This window comes from Paenibacillus tyrphae, assembly GCF_000722545.1.
Lineage (GTDB): Bacteria > Bacillota > Bacilli > Paenibacillales > NBRC-103111 > Paenibacillus_G > Paenibacillus_G tyrfis.
Window position 1 is genome coordinate 563,976 of record NZ_JNVM01000006.1, and the last position, 17,216, is coordinate 581,191.

Annotated in this window: 11 protein-coding genes and 1 pseudogene; 2 read left to right on the forward strand and 10 right to left on the reverse strand. The window is 50.1% G+C overall.

Annotated features, from left to right (window positions below; translation table 11 throughout):
* Nucleotides 1-41: 41 nt before the first annotated feature.
* From ET33_RS09460 to ET33_RS09470, 3 genes are all read right to left on the reverse strand, one after another.
* Complete coding sequence (locus ET33_RS09460; protein ID WP_051775205.1) at nt 42-1,262, reverse strand: helix-turn-helix domain-containing protein; 1,221 nt, start codon at nt 1,260-1,262, stop codon at nt 42-44.
* Between the two features lie 224 nt (nt 1,263-1,486).
* Entirely contained in the window at nt 1,487-4,918 is a 3,432-nt protein-coding gene (locus ET33_RS09465) for an amino acid adenylation domain-containing protein (RefSeq protein ID WP_051775206.1), read from the reverse strand.
* Nucleotides 4,919-5,081: 163 nt separating this feature from the next.
* The gene (locus ET33_RS09470; RefSeq protein WP_036679757.1) at nt 5,082-5,702 is read right to left on the reverse strand and encodes a TetR/AcrR family transcriptional regulator; all 621 of its coding nucleotides are present in this window, start codon (nt 5,700-5,702) and stop codon (nt 5,082-5,084) included.
* 181 nt (nt 5,703-5,883) lie between these two features.
* Between ET33_RS09470 and ET33_RS09475 the strand changes: the two genes are divergently transcribed.
* A complete protein-coding gene (locus tag ET33_RS09475) occupies nt 5,884-7,101 on the forward strand; it encodes a metal-dependent hydrolase family protein (RefSeq protein WP_051775207.1) in 1,218 nt (405 codons plus the stop codon).
* 447 nt (nt 7,102-7,548) lie between these two features.
* On the opposite strand, the pseudogene ET33_RS38385 reads toward ET33_RS09475, so the two are convergent.
* The 6 genes and pseudogenes from ET33_RS38385 to ET33_RS09505 all read right to left on the reverse strand — a co-directional run.
* Nucleotides 7,549-7,632: pseudogene (locus ET33_RS38385) on the reverse strand (Expansin-YoaJ); the annotation flags it as partial.
* A gap of 16 nt (nt 7,633-7,648) precedes the next feature.
* Nucleotides 7,649-9,199: an ABC transporter substrate-binding protein gene (locus ET33_RS09485; RefSeq protein WP_036679762.1), complete on the reverse strand. Its 1,551-nt coding sequence runs from the start codon at nt 9,197-9,199 to the stop codon at nt 7,649-7,651.
* Nucleotides 9,200-9,245: 46 nt separating this feature from the next.
* Nucleotides 9,246-10,151, reverse strand: a complete 906-nt coding sequence (locus ET33_RS09490; protein WP_152570610.1) for a carbohydrate ABC transporter permease — start codon at nt 10,149-10,151, stop codon at nt 9,246-9,248.
* Nucleotides 10,152-10,165: 14 nt separating this feature from the next.
* A complete protein-coding gene (locus ET33_RS09495) occupies nt 10,166-11,095 on the reverse strand; it encodes an ABC transporter permease (RefSeq protein WP_036679767.1) in 930 nt (309 codons plus the stop codon).
* 139 nt (nt 11,096-11,234) lie between these two features.
* A complete protein-coding gene (locus ET33_RS09500; RefSeq protein WP_036679769.1) occupies nt 11,235-12,845 on the reverse strand; it encodes a helix-turn-helix domain-containing protein in 1,611 nt (536 codons plus the stop codon).
* A complete protein-coding gene (locus tag ET33_RS09505) occupies nt 12,838-14,598 on the reverse strand; it encodes a sensor histidine kinase (protein WP_051775208.1) in 1,761 nt (586 codons plus the stop codon). Before ET33_RS09505 ends, ET33_RS09500 begins: the two co-directional genes overlap by 8 nt.
* 284 nt (nt 14,599-14,882) lie before the next feature.
* On the opposite strand from ET33_RS09505, the gene ET33_RS09510 reads away from it, so the two are divergent.
* Complete coding sequence (locus tag ET33_RS09510; protein ID WP_051775209.1) at nt 14,883-16,328, forward strand: cellulase family glycosylhydrolase; 1,446 nt, start codon at nt 14,883-14,885, stop codon at nt 16,326-16,328.
* A 103-nt stretch (nt 16,329-16,431) separates the two neighbouring features.
* On the opposite strand, the gene ET33_RS09515 is transcribed toward ET33_RS09510, so the two are convergent.
* On the reverse strand, nt 16,432-17,085 hold the full coding sequence (locus ET33_RS09515) for a DJ-1/PfpI family protein (protein WP_036679771.1): 654 nt from the start codon (nt 17,083-17,085) through the stop codon (nt 16,432-16,434).
* Between the last annotated feature and the right edge of the window lie 131 nt (nt 17,086-17,216).

Below are 17,216 nucleotides of genomic sequence, written 5' to 3' on the forward strand. Positions count from 1 at the left end.
CTCCTTCGATGATAATAATTCTCATTCACGAGGATTATACATCATGGTCCGAAGCGGGCACCATGGACGCTATCCTGTATTGAATTTGGACAATTCCCTGTAAACAAGAGCTGCGCTTCATCCAGCATCCGCGCAACGGATACAGCAGAATACTCGAACCAGGGGTCCGAGGAAATCAAGTGCACCTGCCCATTTCGGACGGCTTTGAGCTGACGCCATGCTGCCGAATGCTGGAGCGCCAGCCAATACGCCCGCGAAGCGGCCTCGGGACATACGAGGAGCAGCAGACGGTCGGGATTCAGCTCCGCAAGCCGTTCCATTGTAAGCGGCCGGTGGCCGGACGGCTCTGCCCGGTAAACCAAGTTCAGCTTTAAATCCCGGCACAGCACGTCCTCCATGCCGCGGTTGCAATAAGCATGAAGACCTTGCCCGAAAATACGCAGAACCAGAATACCGTCGTCACCGAGCGCCTCGCCGATGTGCGCCCGGGCCAGCTCCGCCCGCCGTTCGTAGCCGGCGATCCACTGCTCCGCCTTGTCCTCCTGCCCCAGAAACCGGGCGATCAGGCGAAGCTGCTCCCGCCATCCGTCCCGCTCCGCCGAAACGAAGAAAGACGGCGCGATGTCCTCCAGCTTCCGTTTCTCGTCCTCGCCCAGCCGGTCGGTGCCGATAATCGCGTCGGGGCGAGTCCGCGCCAGCGTCCCCAAATTTTCCTCGAACGACCAGCTCGTATAAGGGTCCGTCAGCTTGAGGGGGCGCTTGATCCGCTCTTTATAGGCGTTATAGTAATAAGGAGTCCACTTGGAATCGAGCGGCGCCGCCGCCGGCATAATATTCAGCGCCAGCAGCTGGCCGGTGACCGAGGAAGAGCATGCGGCGATTTGCTGCCTGGCTTTTTTGACATAGTCGGAGGGGGATACACCCACCTCCTTCTTGAATTTGCGGCTGAAATAAAACTCGTCCCGGTAACCGACCTTTTGGGCGATTTCCCGCAGCCGCTCCTCCGATTCCATCAAATAACGCTTGGCCCGGTTAATCCGGAGGTCCGTCAAATAATCCATCGCGCTCTGCCCGTACGTTTTCTTGAAGAGGTCCACAAAATATTTGGGGGTAATATTGGCCATCTGCGCCAACTGTCCGATGGACAGAGGCTCGTTATAGTGCTCATTCATAAACTCGCGGATTTCAATCAGGCTTTTCTTCGGACTCCGGCTCCTCGCAGACGCGGTTCGTCCCCTCGGCAGCCTTTCTTTTTGAAGCATGATAGCCCTCCTCCCGGTATGCACACGATGATTTTTCGATAATGATAATCATTATCAGTAAGGTATCATATCCCTTTATTTCCAGTCAATCCCGTTCAAGAAAAATATAAGATTCGCCCTTCCGCGCAGCGCCGATAAAAAAATGACCGAAGAAACAAGCAACGTTGCTTCGAACGTCGCCTTTCTCCGGTCAGGCTATCAACTCAAATCTGCTTTAGGGATAATCAGGATTTTCCGTATTCCGCACATGCCGCCTCGTGAAACGCCGCTCGGACTTCCTCCACGTCAATCTTGTAGCTGCAGCGAATGGAGAAAATGAAGCCGTCGGCGTGAGACGTGGCGATGCAGTTGAACAGCGAATAAATCGGCAGCGGATTCGGCTGTTTCACGACGGTTTCATCGTACAGGCTTTCCTCCAAATGCCCTTTAGTGCTGTTGCCCAAATAATTAAACATGAACAGATCGAGGTGCTCGTACTGCTCCCCAAACTGCACGAGCTCCTTGGTTCGGTCCCAGTCGCCACGGCAAGCGGGATCGGTAAGCAGGTGCATAAAATTGATGTTGCTGTCCTTTAGAAGATCCAGCCGGGTTCTTACGGTACGAATCATCCCGTCCTGATGCAGCCGCGCATCGATCAAGAGAGGCACGAAATCGATAAATTCCCCGACCGTATTGTAATACGACGCCTCTTCGTACCTTCGACTGTCATATAGGAACAGCAAGGGCAGATGATTTGCCGCCAAATAGGTTTGCAGCCCCTTGGTATAGACGGAAAGCGCAGCCCCCAAAGAGTGCTCCTTCGCCGGAATATTTACATTAAACAACAAAGCCTCGTCACTCGTTCGATGCGCCATCCGCCGCAAAATGTCCCGTTTGCTCTGTTGAAACGTTTCCAGCTCAAAGGCCGAGATCCATTCCTGTTCCGTGATGCCTCTGGGGCCGTGCTGAATTTGCTGCACATATTGGGCAAACGGCTTCACTTCCTCCGAAGGCGGCGCCTGGCCCTGAAGCAGACTTCGGTAGCAAGAGACCAACTGCCGCTCGATGACTTCCGTTGTCACCCGGTCGCACAGGACATGATGCAAGAGCCCGATGACATAGTGCTCGCGCAGGTTTCGTTTCAACAGTACCATTTGATACAAAATATGCTCCCCGACGTAGCGGGTGTTTTCAACGAAATCCTGCAGCATGTCCATAAACGGACCGCTCGGATCGCGGCCCGAAACGTCGATGAGGCTAAGCTTCGGCGGGCGTCCGGAAGGAAATGTGTATTCCTTCCAGCAAACGCACGGCTCCCCTTGGACGGGAACGCTTCTCAGCTGACCTTGATTTTGTACGAGCCAAGCGTAAGCCCGGTCTAAAAGCGCGTAATCCACATACTCGTCCAGCTTGAAGAAAACCAGGCTGGAAGGCGTGTGGAAATTAATTTGCACCTGTTGTATCGCCCCGAGCGGGTATTCGTGCGTCGCTTGCCCCGTTTTGATCCACCGGTCCGCTTGATCGTAATCGTCCTGAAGCTGCCCGCGAACAGCTGCGGCCTCATCCGCTTCCATCCTTGTTAAACCGAGACGGCGGCAAAAGACCTCTTCATCGATCGATTCGTCGATCGCTTGGTTCGGGTCCGTTTCGATCCTTTGATGCAGAGGCACGATATAGTGGGGCAGGAGCGTTTTGGCCACTTTGCCGTTCATCATCCGTACGAGGCTTTCAACGCGGTCCCCCTCTGCGGCATCGCTGTAAAGAACGTAAATCTCTTTCGTTTCGTGAAGAAAATCCCGCACGCGATACGAGACCAGCTCGTATACGCCCTCCGTTTCCCGGTGCAGCCAGGACACCAGCTCTTCTTTCGTTTCGATAAGATGTTCCTGCTCCTTGGCCGATTGAAGGTAAGCGGCCAGCGCGCGGATCGAATTATAGTGGTAAATATCGGTTAAGGTAACGTAACAACCCGCTTTCTCCATTTCCGACATCAACGCCAGCGCTTTCAGCGAATGTCCGCCAAGATCGAAGAAGCCGTCCAAGACGCTGAGGTTCGGAACGCCCAGTACCTCCTGCCAAATGTTCGCCAACTTGGCTTCCAACTCCGTCGCGGGAGCGGCGTGCTCTGCGCCGGTGTGCAGCCTGTCTTCCGGAGCCGGCAGCGCCTTGCGGTCTACCTTGCCGTTGATGGTGAGCGGGATCTGCTCCAACTGCACGAAGTAGGACGGGATCATGTAGTCTGGCAGCTCTTGCGCCAGAGCGCTTCGCGCCTCGCTTGCGGTGAACGGGCGGTCCGCCACAAAGTAGGCGCACAACTGCTTCTGCCCGCTCTCGTCCTCCCTGGCGACGACGACGGCTTCGCGGATCGCTTCCACCTTCGCGAGCTGCGACTCAATCTCGCCCGGCTCGATCCGGTATCCGCGAATTTTCACCTGCCCGTCGATCCGGCCTTTGTATTCCAGCGTGCCGTCGGCTTGCCACCGGACCAAGTCTCCCGTGCGGTAGCAGCGCTCTCCCGGCCGAAAAGGGCTGTTGACGAACTTCTCCGCCGTGAGCTCGGGAAGGTTCAAATACCCGCGCGCAACGCCGTCCCCGCCGACGAGAAGCTCGCCCCATGTTCCAACGGGCAGCAGCTTCATCGAACGGTCCGTCACATAGGCTGTCGAATAGCCGATCGGACGGCCGATGGGTACCGCTTCCGTCTGCATGCCGACGACCGGATACGTCGTGGAGAACGTCGTGTTTTCCGTCGGGCCGTAAGCGTTCACGACAGCGAGCCCGGGGTTATCGCGCAGCACAAGATTGACGTGCGGTACGGATAGGACATCGCCCCCGACAAGCAGCGTTTGCAGGCTGCCGAACAGCGTGCTGTCCTGCTGGGACAATTGATTAAAGAGCGGCGAGGTGAGCCACATCGTCGTAATCCCGTAACGCCGGATCGCCTCCTTCAATTTTTCCGCGTTCAAGATGACCTCGTTGTTCACGAGATACAGCCGTCCGCCATTCAGCAGCGCTCCCCAAATCTCGAACGTGGAGGCGTCGAAAACGATAGCGCCCGTTTGCAAAATTCGCGTCGTTTCATCCAGTGCGACGTAGTTGCAATATTTCACCAGCCGGACGATGCTGCGGTGCTCGACCATCACGCCTTTCGGCTTGCCGGTCGAACCCGATGTATAGATGACATACGCCAAATGATTGGGCCCCGTTGCGGGCTCGACATTCGATCCGTTCCCGTCGTAAGCTTGCGGATCATCCAAACGTACCGTTTTCCCGCTAAAGTCCGGATGTCCCGCTAACCCGCCCCGGGTGAGCAAAATGTTCGCGCCCGAATCGTCCAGCATGTAGCGAGTGCGCTCCGCCGGGTAACCGGGATCGATCGGCACGTACGCGCCGCCGGCTTTCAAGATGCCCAGGAGGCCCACGATCAAGTCCAAGGAACGCTCAATCATGATGCAGACCGGTTGATCCGGCTGCACTCCTTCCGCCCGCAAGGTACGCGCCAACCGGTTGGCCCGCTCGTTCAATTCGGCGTACGTCAGCTGCCGGTCCTCGAATACGAGAGCCGTTTGGTCCGGCGTGCGCTCCGCCTGCTCCTCGAACAGTTGAACGATCGTCTTCTCCCGCGGGTATTTGGCCTTGCTCTCGATCTTTTGCAGCAATTGCGCCTCCTCCTGCATCTTTACTGCCTCCCGTTCATCCATGCTTCCATTTCCGGACGATTGCCGATAACGAAAGTGCATTCATATATCATACAAGATTGTTATATATTAACTCTTTCATTTCTAAATGTAAGATTAACATTATTGTTACTTTTTTGTCCAACGAAGCGCGATCGTCCCATCATTCGTCCGATAATTGGATCCCGGCTACCGAATATAACCCGGAACGCATAATTTTGGTCAGCTGCTCGGCCATAAAGTCTGCGGAGTAGGGCAAATCCTTATCGAGCCATCCCTTGATGACCATCATCAGAGCGCCTGCGGAATAATGCGCGAGGAACGGACCGGGCACTTGAAGCTTTTGCGGATCGGAATTAAGCAGGGTTATATCTTTAAGAATATGTTCCTTAATCATTTCGACGGTTTTCCAAATGAAGCCCGGGACATGCCCGACCATGACCCGATAAAACTCCCGATTCCGATGAATGTGCTCGAACAAGCATATGAATCTCGGCATCGGATTGTATTTTAAAGATGTCCCCACAGCTTGAACGCTGTTTGTAGCCGACTCGATCTCCGTAACGGCTTGCTCCAGCATTTCGCGAATGCTTTGCTGCAAGAGGTCCTGCTTATCCTCATAATGATAATAATACGTGGACCGGTTGATATCCGCCCGCTCGATAATATCCTGAATTGTTAAAGAATCAAACCCTTTCTCGGCGATCAGTGATACGAGCGCTTCTTGGATCGCTTGCCGGGTCCGTTTAATTCTGCGGTCCATGGCTCTGCCTGAATGCGACATGTGCTCCTCCTTTGTTGAACATTTTCGCTTTCCCCCACATTTGCGTTCGTTTTGTACGATTTCCGATAAATCGCGGCAAATTAACGGTAGAACGCCCTCCTATAATCGTTATAATAAGGCTTAAGCTTCACGATTTCCAACACTTTGTCGGAAAAATTCAAATTGGAGGGGAGCAAGGTTTATGTCACATGTTTTCTTCAAAGGCGGCACCTTGATTGACGGGAATGGCGGAGTTATGGAGGATTCGGGAGTTTTGATCCGCAATGACGAAATTGTCCAGATCGGGAAAGCTTCCGAAGCCAATCTGCCACCGGACACCCGTGTGCAGGAGATTGGCGGGAAAGTGATCATGCCCGGACTGATTGACGCTCATGTGCATCTGGTCGGCGTCAGGACGCCGAACCCGATTTCCGCTTCGTTTACCCCTCCCGAGCTGCTTGTGGGACGAGCGCTGAACGATACGAAAAAATTAATCGAGGCAGGATTTACAAGCGTCAGAGACGTGGGAAGTCATATCGCTCTGCATGTACGCAATCTTATCGCGGAAGGCGAATATGAAGGACCAAGAATTAAAGCGTCGTATAAGCTGCTTAGTCAAACAGGCGGACACGGGGATATGCATATGCTGCCTCCGGAGTTTAATTCTTACGGGCATATTTGCGACGGCGTGGCGGAATGCCGAAAAGCGGCGCGGACCATGTTCCGCGAAGGCGCCGATTTTATTAAGGTATGCGCTTCGGGAGGTGTAATATCCGAAAAGGACGATCCCCGTTCGCCCCAGTTTACCCTCGAAGAGTTGGAAGCGATTGTTTACGAGGCGGGCGCGGTGGGTTCCTATGTCGCCGCTCATGCCCATAGCACGCTGGGCATCAAAAATGCGCTGCGGGCGGGGGTGAAGACGATCGAGCACGGCATTCTGATGGATGACGAAGCCATCGAATTGATGCTCGACCGGGATGTTATCCTGGTTCCTACAATGACCATTACCAGCCTTCTGGTTGCGCACGGTTCGCGCATAGGCTTGCCTGAATCGACCTTGCGGAAAGCCCAGCTCCTGAAACAAGTTCATACTCAAAACCTGCAAAAGGCATACCGGGCCGGCGTCAAAATTGCAACGGGAACCGACCTCATGGGCGTAACTCCGGTGGAACACGGCCAAAATGCCATGGAGCTGAGTTTGCTGGTCAGCGAAGTCGGTTTAAGCCCGATGGAAGCGATCATTGCCGCCACCAAAACCGCGGCCGCCGCACTCGCGCTCCAAGATTCCGTAGGCACCGTTGAACCCGGCAAAAAAGCGGACTTGCTCGTTGTTTCCAACAACCCGCTCCAGGATATCAACGTGCTGACGGATACCGCGAATATCGAACAAGTCTATGTGGGCGGCAAACGCTTGAAATAAGAGGATAGCCGTCGAAGGCGAACTTTGCTCCCGGACACTAACTTGTCATTAGTGTCCTGAGCTTGTTGAGAAAGTGGTCAAACGGGATTATAGAGGTTACGATGGGGTGGGGTATCCACTTCCGACCGCTCTTGTCCTCGGGAAATTTGGATTGGAAGCCGCTTAGTAGTGGACATTTCCCGAAGACAAAGGCGGCCGCTATCGCTTCTCCAGTGGATACCCCACCTCCGTATGCTTCTCTATCTTTGTAAAAGCTCACTTTCTTATTCCAAAAAAAGAAGACGCGCTCAGGGAACAGTCGTCCCCTAAAGCACGTCATCCATGCTATTCGTTCATGTATGATTGCATCATCGGATCTTTGAAGATAAATCAGTCGGGAAACTGAACACTCCCGGGAACCATGTAGGAGCCGGACCCATGCTCGGGAAGGCCGGGGATGGTGTCTATGACGGTGGCTTGTACGCCGTTGTAATTATAATCCGCAGGATTTAATGCCGTAATTTCCATATCGGACGGAATCGGATCAAGCAGGTTCAAAAATACGTTATTACTTCTTGCTTGCAAGGAACGCATCGAGCTGTTTTTGCTTTTCGGCCTGTATTTTGTCTAAACCGGCCGCTTTCAGCTTCTCCGTATATTTCGGAAGCGTTTTTTCAGGATCTACGGACCCCGTATCGAGAGCGGGATCGTACTCTTTGCCGACATTCACGAGCGCCGCAACTTCCGTTTTAACGGGCTCGGCATTAAAGGTAAAACCAAGGCCGGGGGATTTTTTCGCATCCTTGTTGAATTCTTTGAATTTATCCCATTTTTGCGGATCTTCGGTATCCCAGATATAGTTCAGGAACTGATTGCCGAACATCCACGAAGCCCCGGGGCTGTAATTCTTTGTGGCGTCCGTCGCCTTGATCGTATTGTCGGAAACTTTCCGGTAATGCACGCCTTCGATTCCAAAGTTGAGCAGATTGTTCAATTCTTTGTCCGTATGCAGCAAGTTGATGAGCATCATGGCCCGCACCGGATCATCCGACGTGGTCGAAATTCCAAGCATAGAGCCTGCGGTTTCTCCTGTCGATACGGTTTTGGCCGTCATTTCGATTTGCTTCAGCTTCCCCTGCAGGTTAATCCCATTGGCCATCTCGGCATCTTTCCCCGGTTTTAAAGGAGAAACGATCATAAACACGTTCCCTGCCTTTAAAGCGTCTCCGGTGCCAAGCGAAGTCGTGGCCGCATCTTTGTTGATATAGCCTTTTTTCATATAATCACGCGTCATTTTCAAGGTTTCGTTATACCGGTCAAGCTCGCTTGTTTTCACTACCTTCGTACTGTCCTGATCCTTCAGAATGACGCAGGGAATGGTAGCATCGCCAAGAGCGTCGGTTTGGGCAAAGTAATGCGCGTTGAACGTATCTCCTTGTCTCAGGAACAGTGGAATCATATCGGGCCTTTTCTCCTTGACGGCATATAAGATAGGCTCAAGATCTTGGATTGTCTTGACGTGGGTCATATCCAGGCCCAGCTCTTTAGCGATATCGGAACGATAGATCACTCCGCCCTGGGCAGCCAATTCCTTATTTGTCGGCACGGCGTAATTTTTACCGTTAATTTTCGCTCCTTCCAGGAACATGGGACTTAAGGTGTCGAGAATGCCTTGGCCGTACTTTTTCAGCAAATTTCCATAGTTGTCGAGTCCGTCGTCATTCAGCGGGAGAAACGCGCCCTTGGACACATTGACGGCATGCCCGTTCCACTGGGCGCTAAACAGGATGTCAAACTTTTCGCGGGACGCGATCATCAGATTGGATTTATTATCCCATTGTCCCCAGTCGATCGGCATCAGTTCAATCGTAGCATTGATTTTGGGCTGCAAAATTTTGTTCAAGGCTTCTTCGACTTTGGCTTGATCCGGCTGAGGGCTTCCCGGGTACACCATTTTCAATGTATATGGCTTCTGGTTCATCGCGGATTGACTGCTGCCTTTCGAAGGGCTACCGGCCTCATTCATGCTACCGTTATCACCGCTGCATCCGGTCAGGGTTAAAGAGAAAAATAAGAAGAACGCGAATAACCCAAGAACGTTTCTTCGCCATGCTTTCATGTTAATACAACCTCCGTTTAGCTAAATTGCTTTAGGCCAGCACCGCTCACCCTTTTACAGCGCCTACCGTTAACCCTTTGACAAAATATTTTTGGAAAAAGGGATACGCGAACACAATGGGGCCGATTCCCAGCACGGCCATGGCCATACGCGCGGTTTCCGTTGGAAGCTGAAGAGCTCCCGATTGATTGATCGCTTGCAGGGCTTGCGTGTTGGAGTTTAGGAATTGGATATCGAGCATCGTTTTATACATTAAATACTGCAGATTGACATTTTTACTGCCGGTTATAAAGACCAGGCTCGTAAACCAATCATTCCAGTAATTTAAAGTCTGAAACAAGGCAACGGTAGCGAGGACGGGTAAAGAAAGCGGCAAAATAATTTGCGCAAATATTCGAAACTCGCCGGCTCCGTCAATTTTAGCCGACTCCATCAGCGCCGGCGGTATCGTGCCCGAAAAGAACGTTCGCAGCATCAGCACAAAAAACGCGGATACCAACAATGGCAAAATCAGAGCGGCCAACGTGTTTTTCAGATTCAGCATTTGGGTATAGACCAAATACCAAGGAACAAGTCCGCCATTAAACAGCATCGTGAAAAACATAAAGAAAGAGAATACGTTTTTGTGCGGAAAATCCTTGCGTGAAATCGGGTAAGCATACATCGCCATAATGATCACGCTGATGATCGTCCCGACCGCCGTAACAACGAGGGAAACTCCAAACGACCGCAAAATTTGTTCCCAGTCCTTGAACAGAAATCGATACGCCGAAAGACTGAATGACTCCGGTAGGAAACTATAGCCGTTTAGCAAAACAGCCTTTTCATCGGAAAAAGAAACGATGATCACGAGCAGGAGCGGCAAGATGCATACTGCCGTATAAAACCAAAAAAACAGATTGATGATAAAATGAGCCGTGTTTGAAATGTCGTTTGGCTTACGTCCGTTCACCCGAACCACCCTTTTTAAAATAACGCATTCTCTTTGCTGATCCGCCGTACAATCAGGTTTGAGCCAAGAACCAGCAGAAATCCTACGACCGATTGAAATACCCCCGCTGCAGATGACATCCCGATATCTCCCATCGACAAAAAGGTTTGATACACGTAAGTGTCAACGACCTGCGTCGCAGGATAGAGCGCTCCCGCATTCCGTGTCACTTGAAAAAACAACCCGAAATCGGCATAAAAAATTTTTCCGATTTGTAATAAGGTCATCACGATCATGACCGGTACAATGAGTGGAATCGTAATGTTTTTGATTTGATGCCATTTCGAAGCGCCGTCCATTAGCGCGGCTTCATAGTATTCGTTGTCAATTCCCAGCATGGCCGCCATGTAAATCACGGTATAATAGCCGATATTTTTCCAAATATTGACGAACGGCAAAATCAATGGCCAGTACTTCGGTTCGGAATACCATTCGATCGGCTCGATCCCGAATTTGGGAAAAACGACGGTGTTCAAGAAGCCGTGGTCCTGCCCAAGAAAAGCATAAACCAAATAGCTGACAACGATCATCGATAAGAAAAACGGAAGAAACATCGCGCTTTGATGGAATTTCGACAGAAACCTGCCGCGCATTTCATTGAACATAACGGCAAATGCAATAGCAACCAAGAGATTCAGGATAATAAATACGGCGTTATAACAAATTGTATTTCGGGTGATGATCCAAGCGGCTTCTGTGGAAAATAAAAACTTGAAATTTTGAAAGCCAATCCATGGGCTTTGAAGAATTCCTTTGGCGTAGTTAATGTTCTTGAAAGCGATGAGCACGCCGAACATTGGAATATAGTTGTTCACAATCAGAACAAGACCCGCGGGCAGCATCATGAGATAGAAAACCCAATAGGCGCGGACTGTCTTACAAAACGCGGGAAGCGATTCAGGCATTTTCCAAACGTGCCCTCCTCTTGGCCGAATTGCTTATACCATTGCTCATGGTTCTGTCCCCCCTAGTCGGTTAGTTATTACTTATTATCACAAATATGGATTATCCAGGTCTATCCGATGTGTAACTTTTTGAGCAGCATTATGACTTGTTGGTTTGGAATTTTTTTCGGTATTCTTGCGGGGAAATGCCGGTGACCCTCTTGAACATTTTGGCAAAATGTGAGAAATGGCTGTAACCGATAACTTCCGCTACGCTGCTGATTTTACGATTCGACTCGATGAGCAGCTTCTGCGCTTTGTCCATTCTGATCTTGAGCATATATTCAGATAGCGATAGCCCCGTTTCTTTCTTAAAAAGACGGGACAAATAAGCCGGATTCAGGTGGACGAAATTAGCAATATCGTCCCTGCTCACTTCCTCATGCAGATGATCGTTCATATATTGCTGGACTTTAGCGACGACAGCGGAAATATCCTGATGATGCCTGCTCATATACTCGATGCCGGTCGATACAACGCGAATGGCCCAGCTGCGAAGCTGGTTGAGCGACCGGGTAGCGGCAGCAATATCCTGCAGTTCGTCATGAGGGAACATGTTCTGAATCGACAAGCCCTTTTTATGACCCACATGATATACCATATGAATTAGACCGTAACCCAAAGCTTGCAAGGTTTCCGAACGCACCGCGCCTTGCTGCATCCGAGCTGTAAGTTCATCAATGCGCAGAAGCAGTTCGTCCAGCTTGCCGAGTTCATACAGTAAAAGCCAATCGGTGATTGAAGGAGCCGCCGGCAAGAGACTCCCGGGTACTTCGTCGCGAAGCTGATGCAGCACGCAATTGACCTTGACCACATTATCCCGTTCCATTCTAAGCAAAGTGCCCACCACCTGATTGATTTCGGTAACAGGCGTCTTTTCCCCGATATAACACGATAAGCTGCAGTGAAAGAACCGATTGCAGGCCTGAATGTAGTCGTAACACCTCCTGTCTAATTCCGTGGGAACAGGAGGGCTATCCTGTACATAGAGGAGCACCAGATGAAAACCGTTTTGATCCAGTATGACGCAGCCGGGATGCTCTTGAAGAATCATTTCCGCACCCGCTTTGCGCAAAGCGTAACCCATGATTTCCTCGTCTCTTGCGTTCAAGTCTTCCTTCCATTGTTCCACGCTGATCAGAACGGGAATCACCAAGCTCTGTGCGTTCAGCGGAATGCCGTACATTTCGAAGGCCGCCTGCAGCCGTTCTTGCGTCAAGGGGATTTTGCCGGCCAACACCTCTTGCCAAAACCGCTCTACAAGAATAGGCAGTTGATTTAACCAATGCTTGTAATAGGTTTCGTACGTTTTATTGAAATCCAGCAGCTCCTTCTCCGATTGAATTTGGTGAATCGCCTTGGCGACGATTTCCTTCAATTGGCTATGATCCACAGGCTTTAACAAGTAATTAAAGCTTCCAAGCTGGATCGCTTTCTGCGCGTAATCGAAATTGGCGTGGCCTGTCAAAAAAACGGTTTCTGTAAAGGGAGATTGCTCCTTGACCCATTCCTGCAGCTTCAAGCCGTTGGCATCAGGCATTTCGATGTCGGAAATTAATACGTCAATAGGGCAGGCCGTCAATATACGCTTGGCTTCTTCGGCACCGTAAGCCTCATAAATTTGCCCGATAGGCAGGTCGGACCAATCGATCCCTTGCGTAATGCCTTTTACGGCGAATTTCTCGTCATCCACGACAAGTAAGTTAAACACCCGAATCATCTCCATGTCCAAAATGTTGAAGAGGAAAGCGAATTTTAATTTCAGCCCCCATGTGCTCCCGGTTTGCAAAATGGATTTTGACCGCCCCGGAGCTCATTCCAAGCCGGCGCATCACGTTCCAAATCCCCAAATGCTCCTCTCCGGATTTCTCCGCATAGCCCCCGGAATTCAACTCATGCAGCATCTCCGGCGCAAATCCTTTTCCGTTGTCGGAAACCGTGACAATAAAGTAATGTTCCGGATCATCCGGGTCGGGGAGCGCTTCGATTTCCACATAAAACCGGTCTTGATCCATCCGGTAGCCGTGAATCACCGCATTTTCCACGAACGGCTGCACGGTCAACGGCGGCAACGGATACTGCCGGTACGCTTCTTCGACTCGTATGGCAAACGTCAGATTGTCGGGATATCTCATGACCTGGATTTCCAAGTAATTGCAAATGTGCTGAAGTTCGTCTCCTAGCGATATGGATGTGCGGTTGGTGCGAATGAGATTGCGGAAATAGTCGGCCAAATGAAGCGACATTTTTTGCACGGATTGGTGGTCTTTTAAAGCGGCTAGATTGTAGATGATATTCAAGCAATTCATGTAAAAGTGGGGATTGATTTGCACCTGAAGATGTTTGAACTCGGCTTGCTGCACCCTTATTTTTTCTTCGTATACGGAAATTTTTAAATGCTCGATTTGCTTGGCCATATCGTTAAAAGTCGACATCAGGTACGCAAACTCGGCAGAGTGGCTTTCATTCAGACGGACATCGAATTGACCACGGCCGATTTTTCTCATCCCCTGAATGAGCTGAGCCATCGGCTTAAAAAAAATTTTTTGCAGGAAAGCAAGATATAACGCAAGTACCAAGGCGACTCCTAAGGGGAGGAAATAAATGGCCTTTTGCAAATATGGCAAATTCTGCAAAATGTTCGTCTCGGCTACTACAACCAGGTAACGAATACTCGCATACTGAGACGATCTTCCGACCACCAAGTATTTCTTGTTATTCGTGTCGTCTCGTACGGTTTGATATACCTCGCTATCGGGGGTAAGCTGGCTTTTAATCGCAGCATAAGTTTGAACCGGCAAAGCACGGCTCGTCAACGGCTGTCCGTCGCCCGTCACGATAATCGTTCCGCCTCCTTCCCCCACATCCCACGTGCCAAGCGGCTTCGCCAAGCTGCTCAAATCTATAAGACAGCCTGCATACATATCGGAACCTAAATCTTTCATTTGTGCTATGAAATAAGAATCTTTCGATTCAATGAGCCTCCAGTTGCCCTGATGAGGCGCCGTTCGACTCGAATTTAAGGCTTGCGAAACATATTTCTGTACCGTTTCATAGCGCTCGTGGAAACGCCCGTTCTCCTGCGTGACGATGAGCAGGTCATCGTTGGACTTGGCGTAAACGAAAAAAGTGTTGATCAAGCTGTAATATCCGATGTCCTGGATAAGTTTGTTGTACACTTTTTGTTTGGCCAAAATGTAGTCGTCCTTAAAGGATTTATAAGCTTGCATCGAAACAATATCCGGGTCGCTCTCCATGCGGTAGAAATAGTACTCGAATTCCTTCAACGCATTATCCGTAACATTTACATAATGAGCGAGCATTTTGCTGTAATTCATGGAAACTTGATCGCGAACTACATTTATCGAATATACGTTATTGTAAAAAAGAAAAAATACAAGCGGAGCCACAACCAATATGAATCCGCTTACAACTTTGAATTTGACGGAATTTTTGAAGTTCATGGCATGACCCCTCAGCATGACGGAACAGTTTTTATACCGATATTATACAATTCGTAAGGTTTTCGCTCTAGCATTTTTAATGTAAGATTGACACTTTTGTTACTTTTTTGCCCAATTATGCGTGATCGTTTTGAAACAAGTCATGAAAGTGTCAACGATATCACGCCATGGATAGATGTCCTCCTGCCGAATCGGTAAAATAAAGACAATTTATGGGAGGGAGGTACTTTAACCGTCGGCACGACAACAAGGAGAGAAAAAAATGATGAGGAGGTAATGTTCATATGCTGAAAAGAATGGTTTCGTTGCTATGCGCATTTCTTGTCGCTGTCATGCTGTCCGTGAATTTCGTTCCGGCAAGCGCGGCAATGGCCGAAGCAAGTACGTTCGTCGCCCAAAACGGTCAACTGAGCGTTTCCGGAAGCCAGTTGGTGAACCAGGCGGGGCAGGCCGTCCGATTAAAGGGGATGAGTTCCCATGGGATGCAGTGGTTTGGACAGTTTGTGAACAAAGACAGCATCAAATGGTTGAGAGACAATTGGGGAATCAACGTATTTCGTGCGGCGCTCTATACAGGTGGTCAAGATGGCTATATTAAAAATCCTTCGCTGCAAAAAAATAAGATGAAAGAGGCCGTTCAAGCCGCGATTGATCTTGGCATCTATGTCATCATCGACTGGCATGTACTGGAGGAAAGAGATCCGAACGTCTATAAACAAGAAGCAAAAGATTTTTTCCGGGAAATGGCCTCATTGTACCATAGTTACCCGAACGTCATTTATGAAATCTGCAACGAGCCGAATGGAAGTAACGTCACGTGGAATGGCAGTATAAAGCCTTATGCGGAGGAAGTCATCCCGGTCATCCGCTCCATTGATCCGGACAGTACCATTATCGTAGGGACCGGAACATGGAGTCAGGATGTGCACCATGCGGCGGACAATCCGCTCTCTTACAATAACGTTATGTATACCGTGCATTTCTATGCCGGGACTCACGGTCAATGGCTGAGAGATCGCATAGACTATGCGAGAAGCAAAGGAATAGCTGTGTTCATTACAGAGTGGGGAACGAGTGACGCTTCCGGCGATGGCGGCCCTTTCCTTCCGGAGTCGCAGCAATGGATTGACTTTATGGATAGCCGGAATTTAAGTTGGGTCAATTGGTCGTTATGCGATAAAGCTGAAGTATCTGCTGCATTACTGCCTGGCGCAAGTCCATATGGAGGATGGTCCGATGCGCAATTATCGGCTTCCGGCAAGTTTGTCAAAAGTAAAATGAATCCGGCACCGCCCCGCGACGGCATCATTTCCGGCAAAACCTACAAACTGATTAATGTCGGGAGCGGAAAAGCTCTGGATGTAGCCGCCGGCAGTAACGATGACGGTGCGAATGTACAAATCTGGGAAGATAACGGCTCTGGCGCTCAGCGATGGGTGATTACCGATGTAGGTGGCGGACTGTATAAAGTGGTTAAAGAATATACCAATAAAGCTTTGGATGCAGCCGGGAGTTGGAATGGCGCGAATGCACAAATATGGAATTACGGCGGCGGCGCCAATCAGAAGTGGCGCATTGTCGATGCAGGCGGCGCCTACAAATTAATCGACAGCAACAGCGGCAGAGCTTTGGATGTAAATGCCGGCGGGACCGAGAATGGCACGAACGTTCAAATCTGGGACGATAATGGTTCGAACGCTCAAAAGTGGAATCTGTATAAATTGAATTAAACTAGGAGAGCACATTCCCTGTAACTGAAAAAGCCTGCATCGTTTATTGATAAGCGATAGCAGGCTTCCTCGTTGAAACGACGACCATGCCGATACCCGTACCTTATCCGGGATCTTTCTCTGAAAGCTCTTGAAGCACCTCTCTTACCCGCTCAACCAGCGGAGCCGGCGCTTTCTTTAACGAACCCGTATCAAACGGAGGCTGGGGATCGTATTCCAAGATTAATTGGACCGCTTTACTCACATCTTCCCCGAATTCCCATGCCGCCAATTGAAGCGCCATATCGATACCGGAAGAAACGCCGGCTGCCGTTACGATTTGACCATGGCGAACCACTCTCTCGTCTGTCGGAATGGCTCCAAGAGAACGGAGCAGGTCGAAGGAACCCCAATGGCAAGTAGCCGTCGCTCCGTTCAACAAGCCTGCGGCGCTCAAAATCAAAGAGCCGTTACAAACCGACGTCGTCCATTTCGCGGTCCCGTGAATTTGGCGAATCCACTCCAGCGTTTCTTCGTCGTTCATTGGCGTTTTATAATTAGGCGGACTGCAGCCGGGAACGACAAGAATATCGGCTGAAGTTATTTCGGAAAAGCTGTAATCGGCGTGCAAATAACCCATCTTGGAGTCCATTTGGACGATCCCTTTTTTCTTCCCGATAAACTTCACGTTACATTTCATGGTGGCTGAAAATACTTCATACGGACCAATGGCATCCAAAGCTGTGATTCCATCGTAAAGCATGATTGCGACTTCCATGATGATAATCTCCCCCTTAACCTTAATGATCGATTTACTGCAAATGAAATATACTATACACATGTAGAGTATGTCTGTGTCGGCGTTATGAATCCCCGATAGCTCTAAAGAGCTAAAAAAACCGAAGGCCG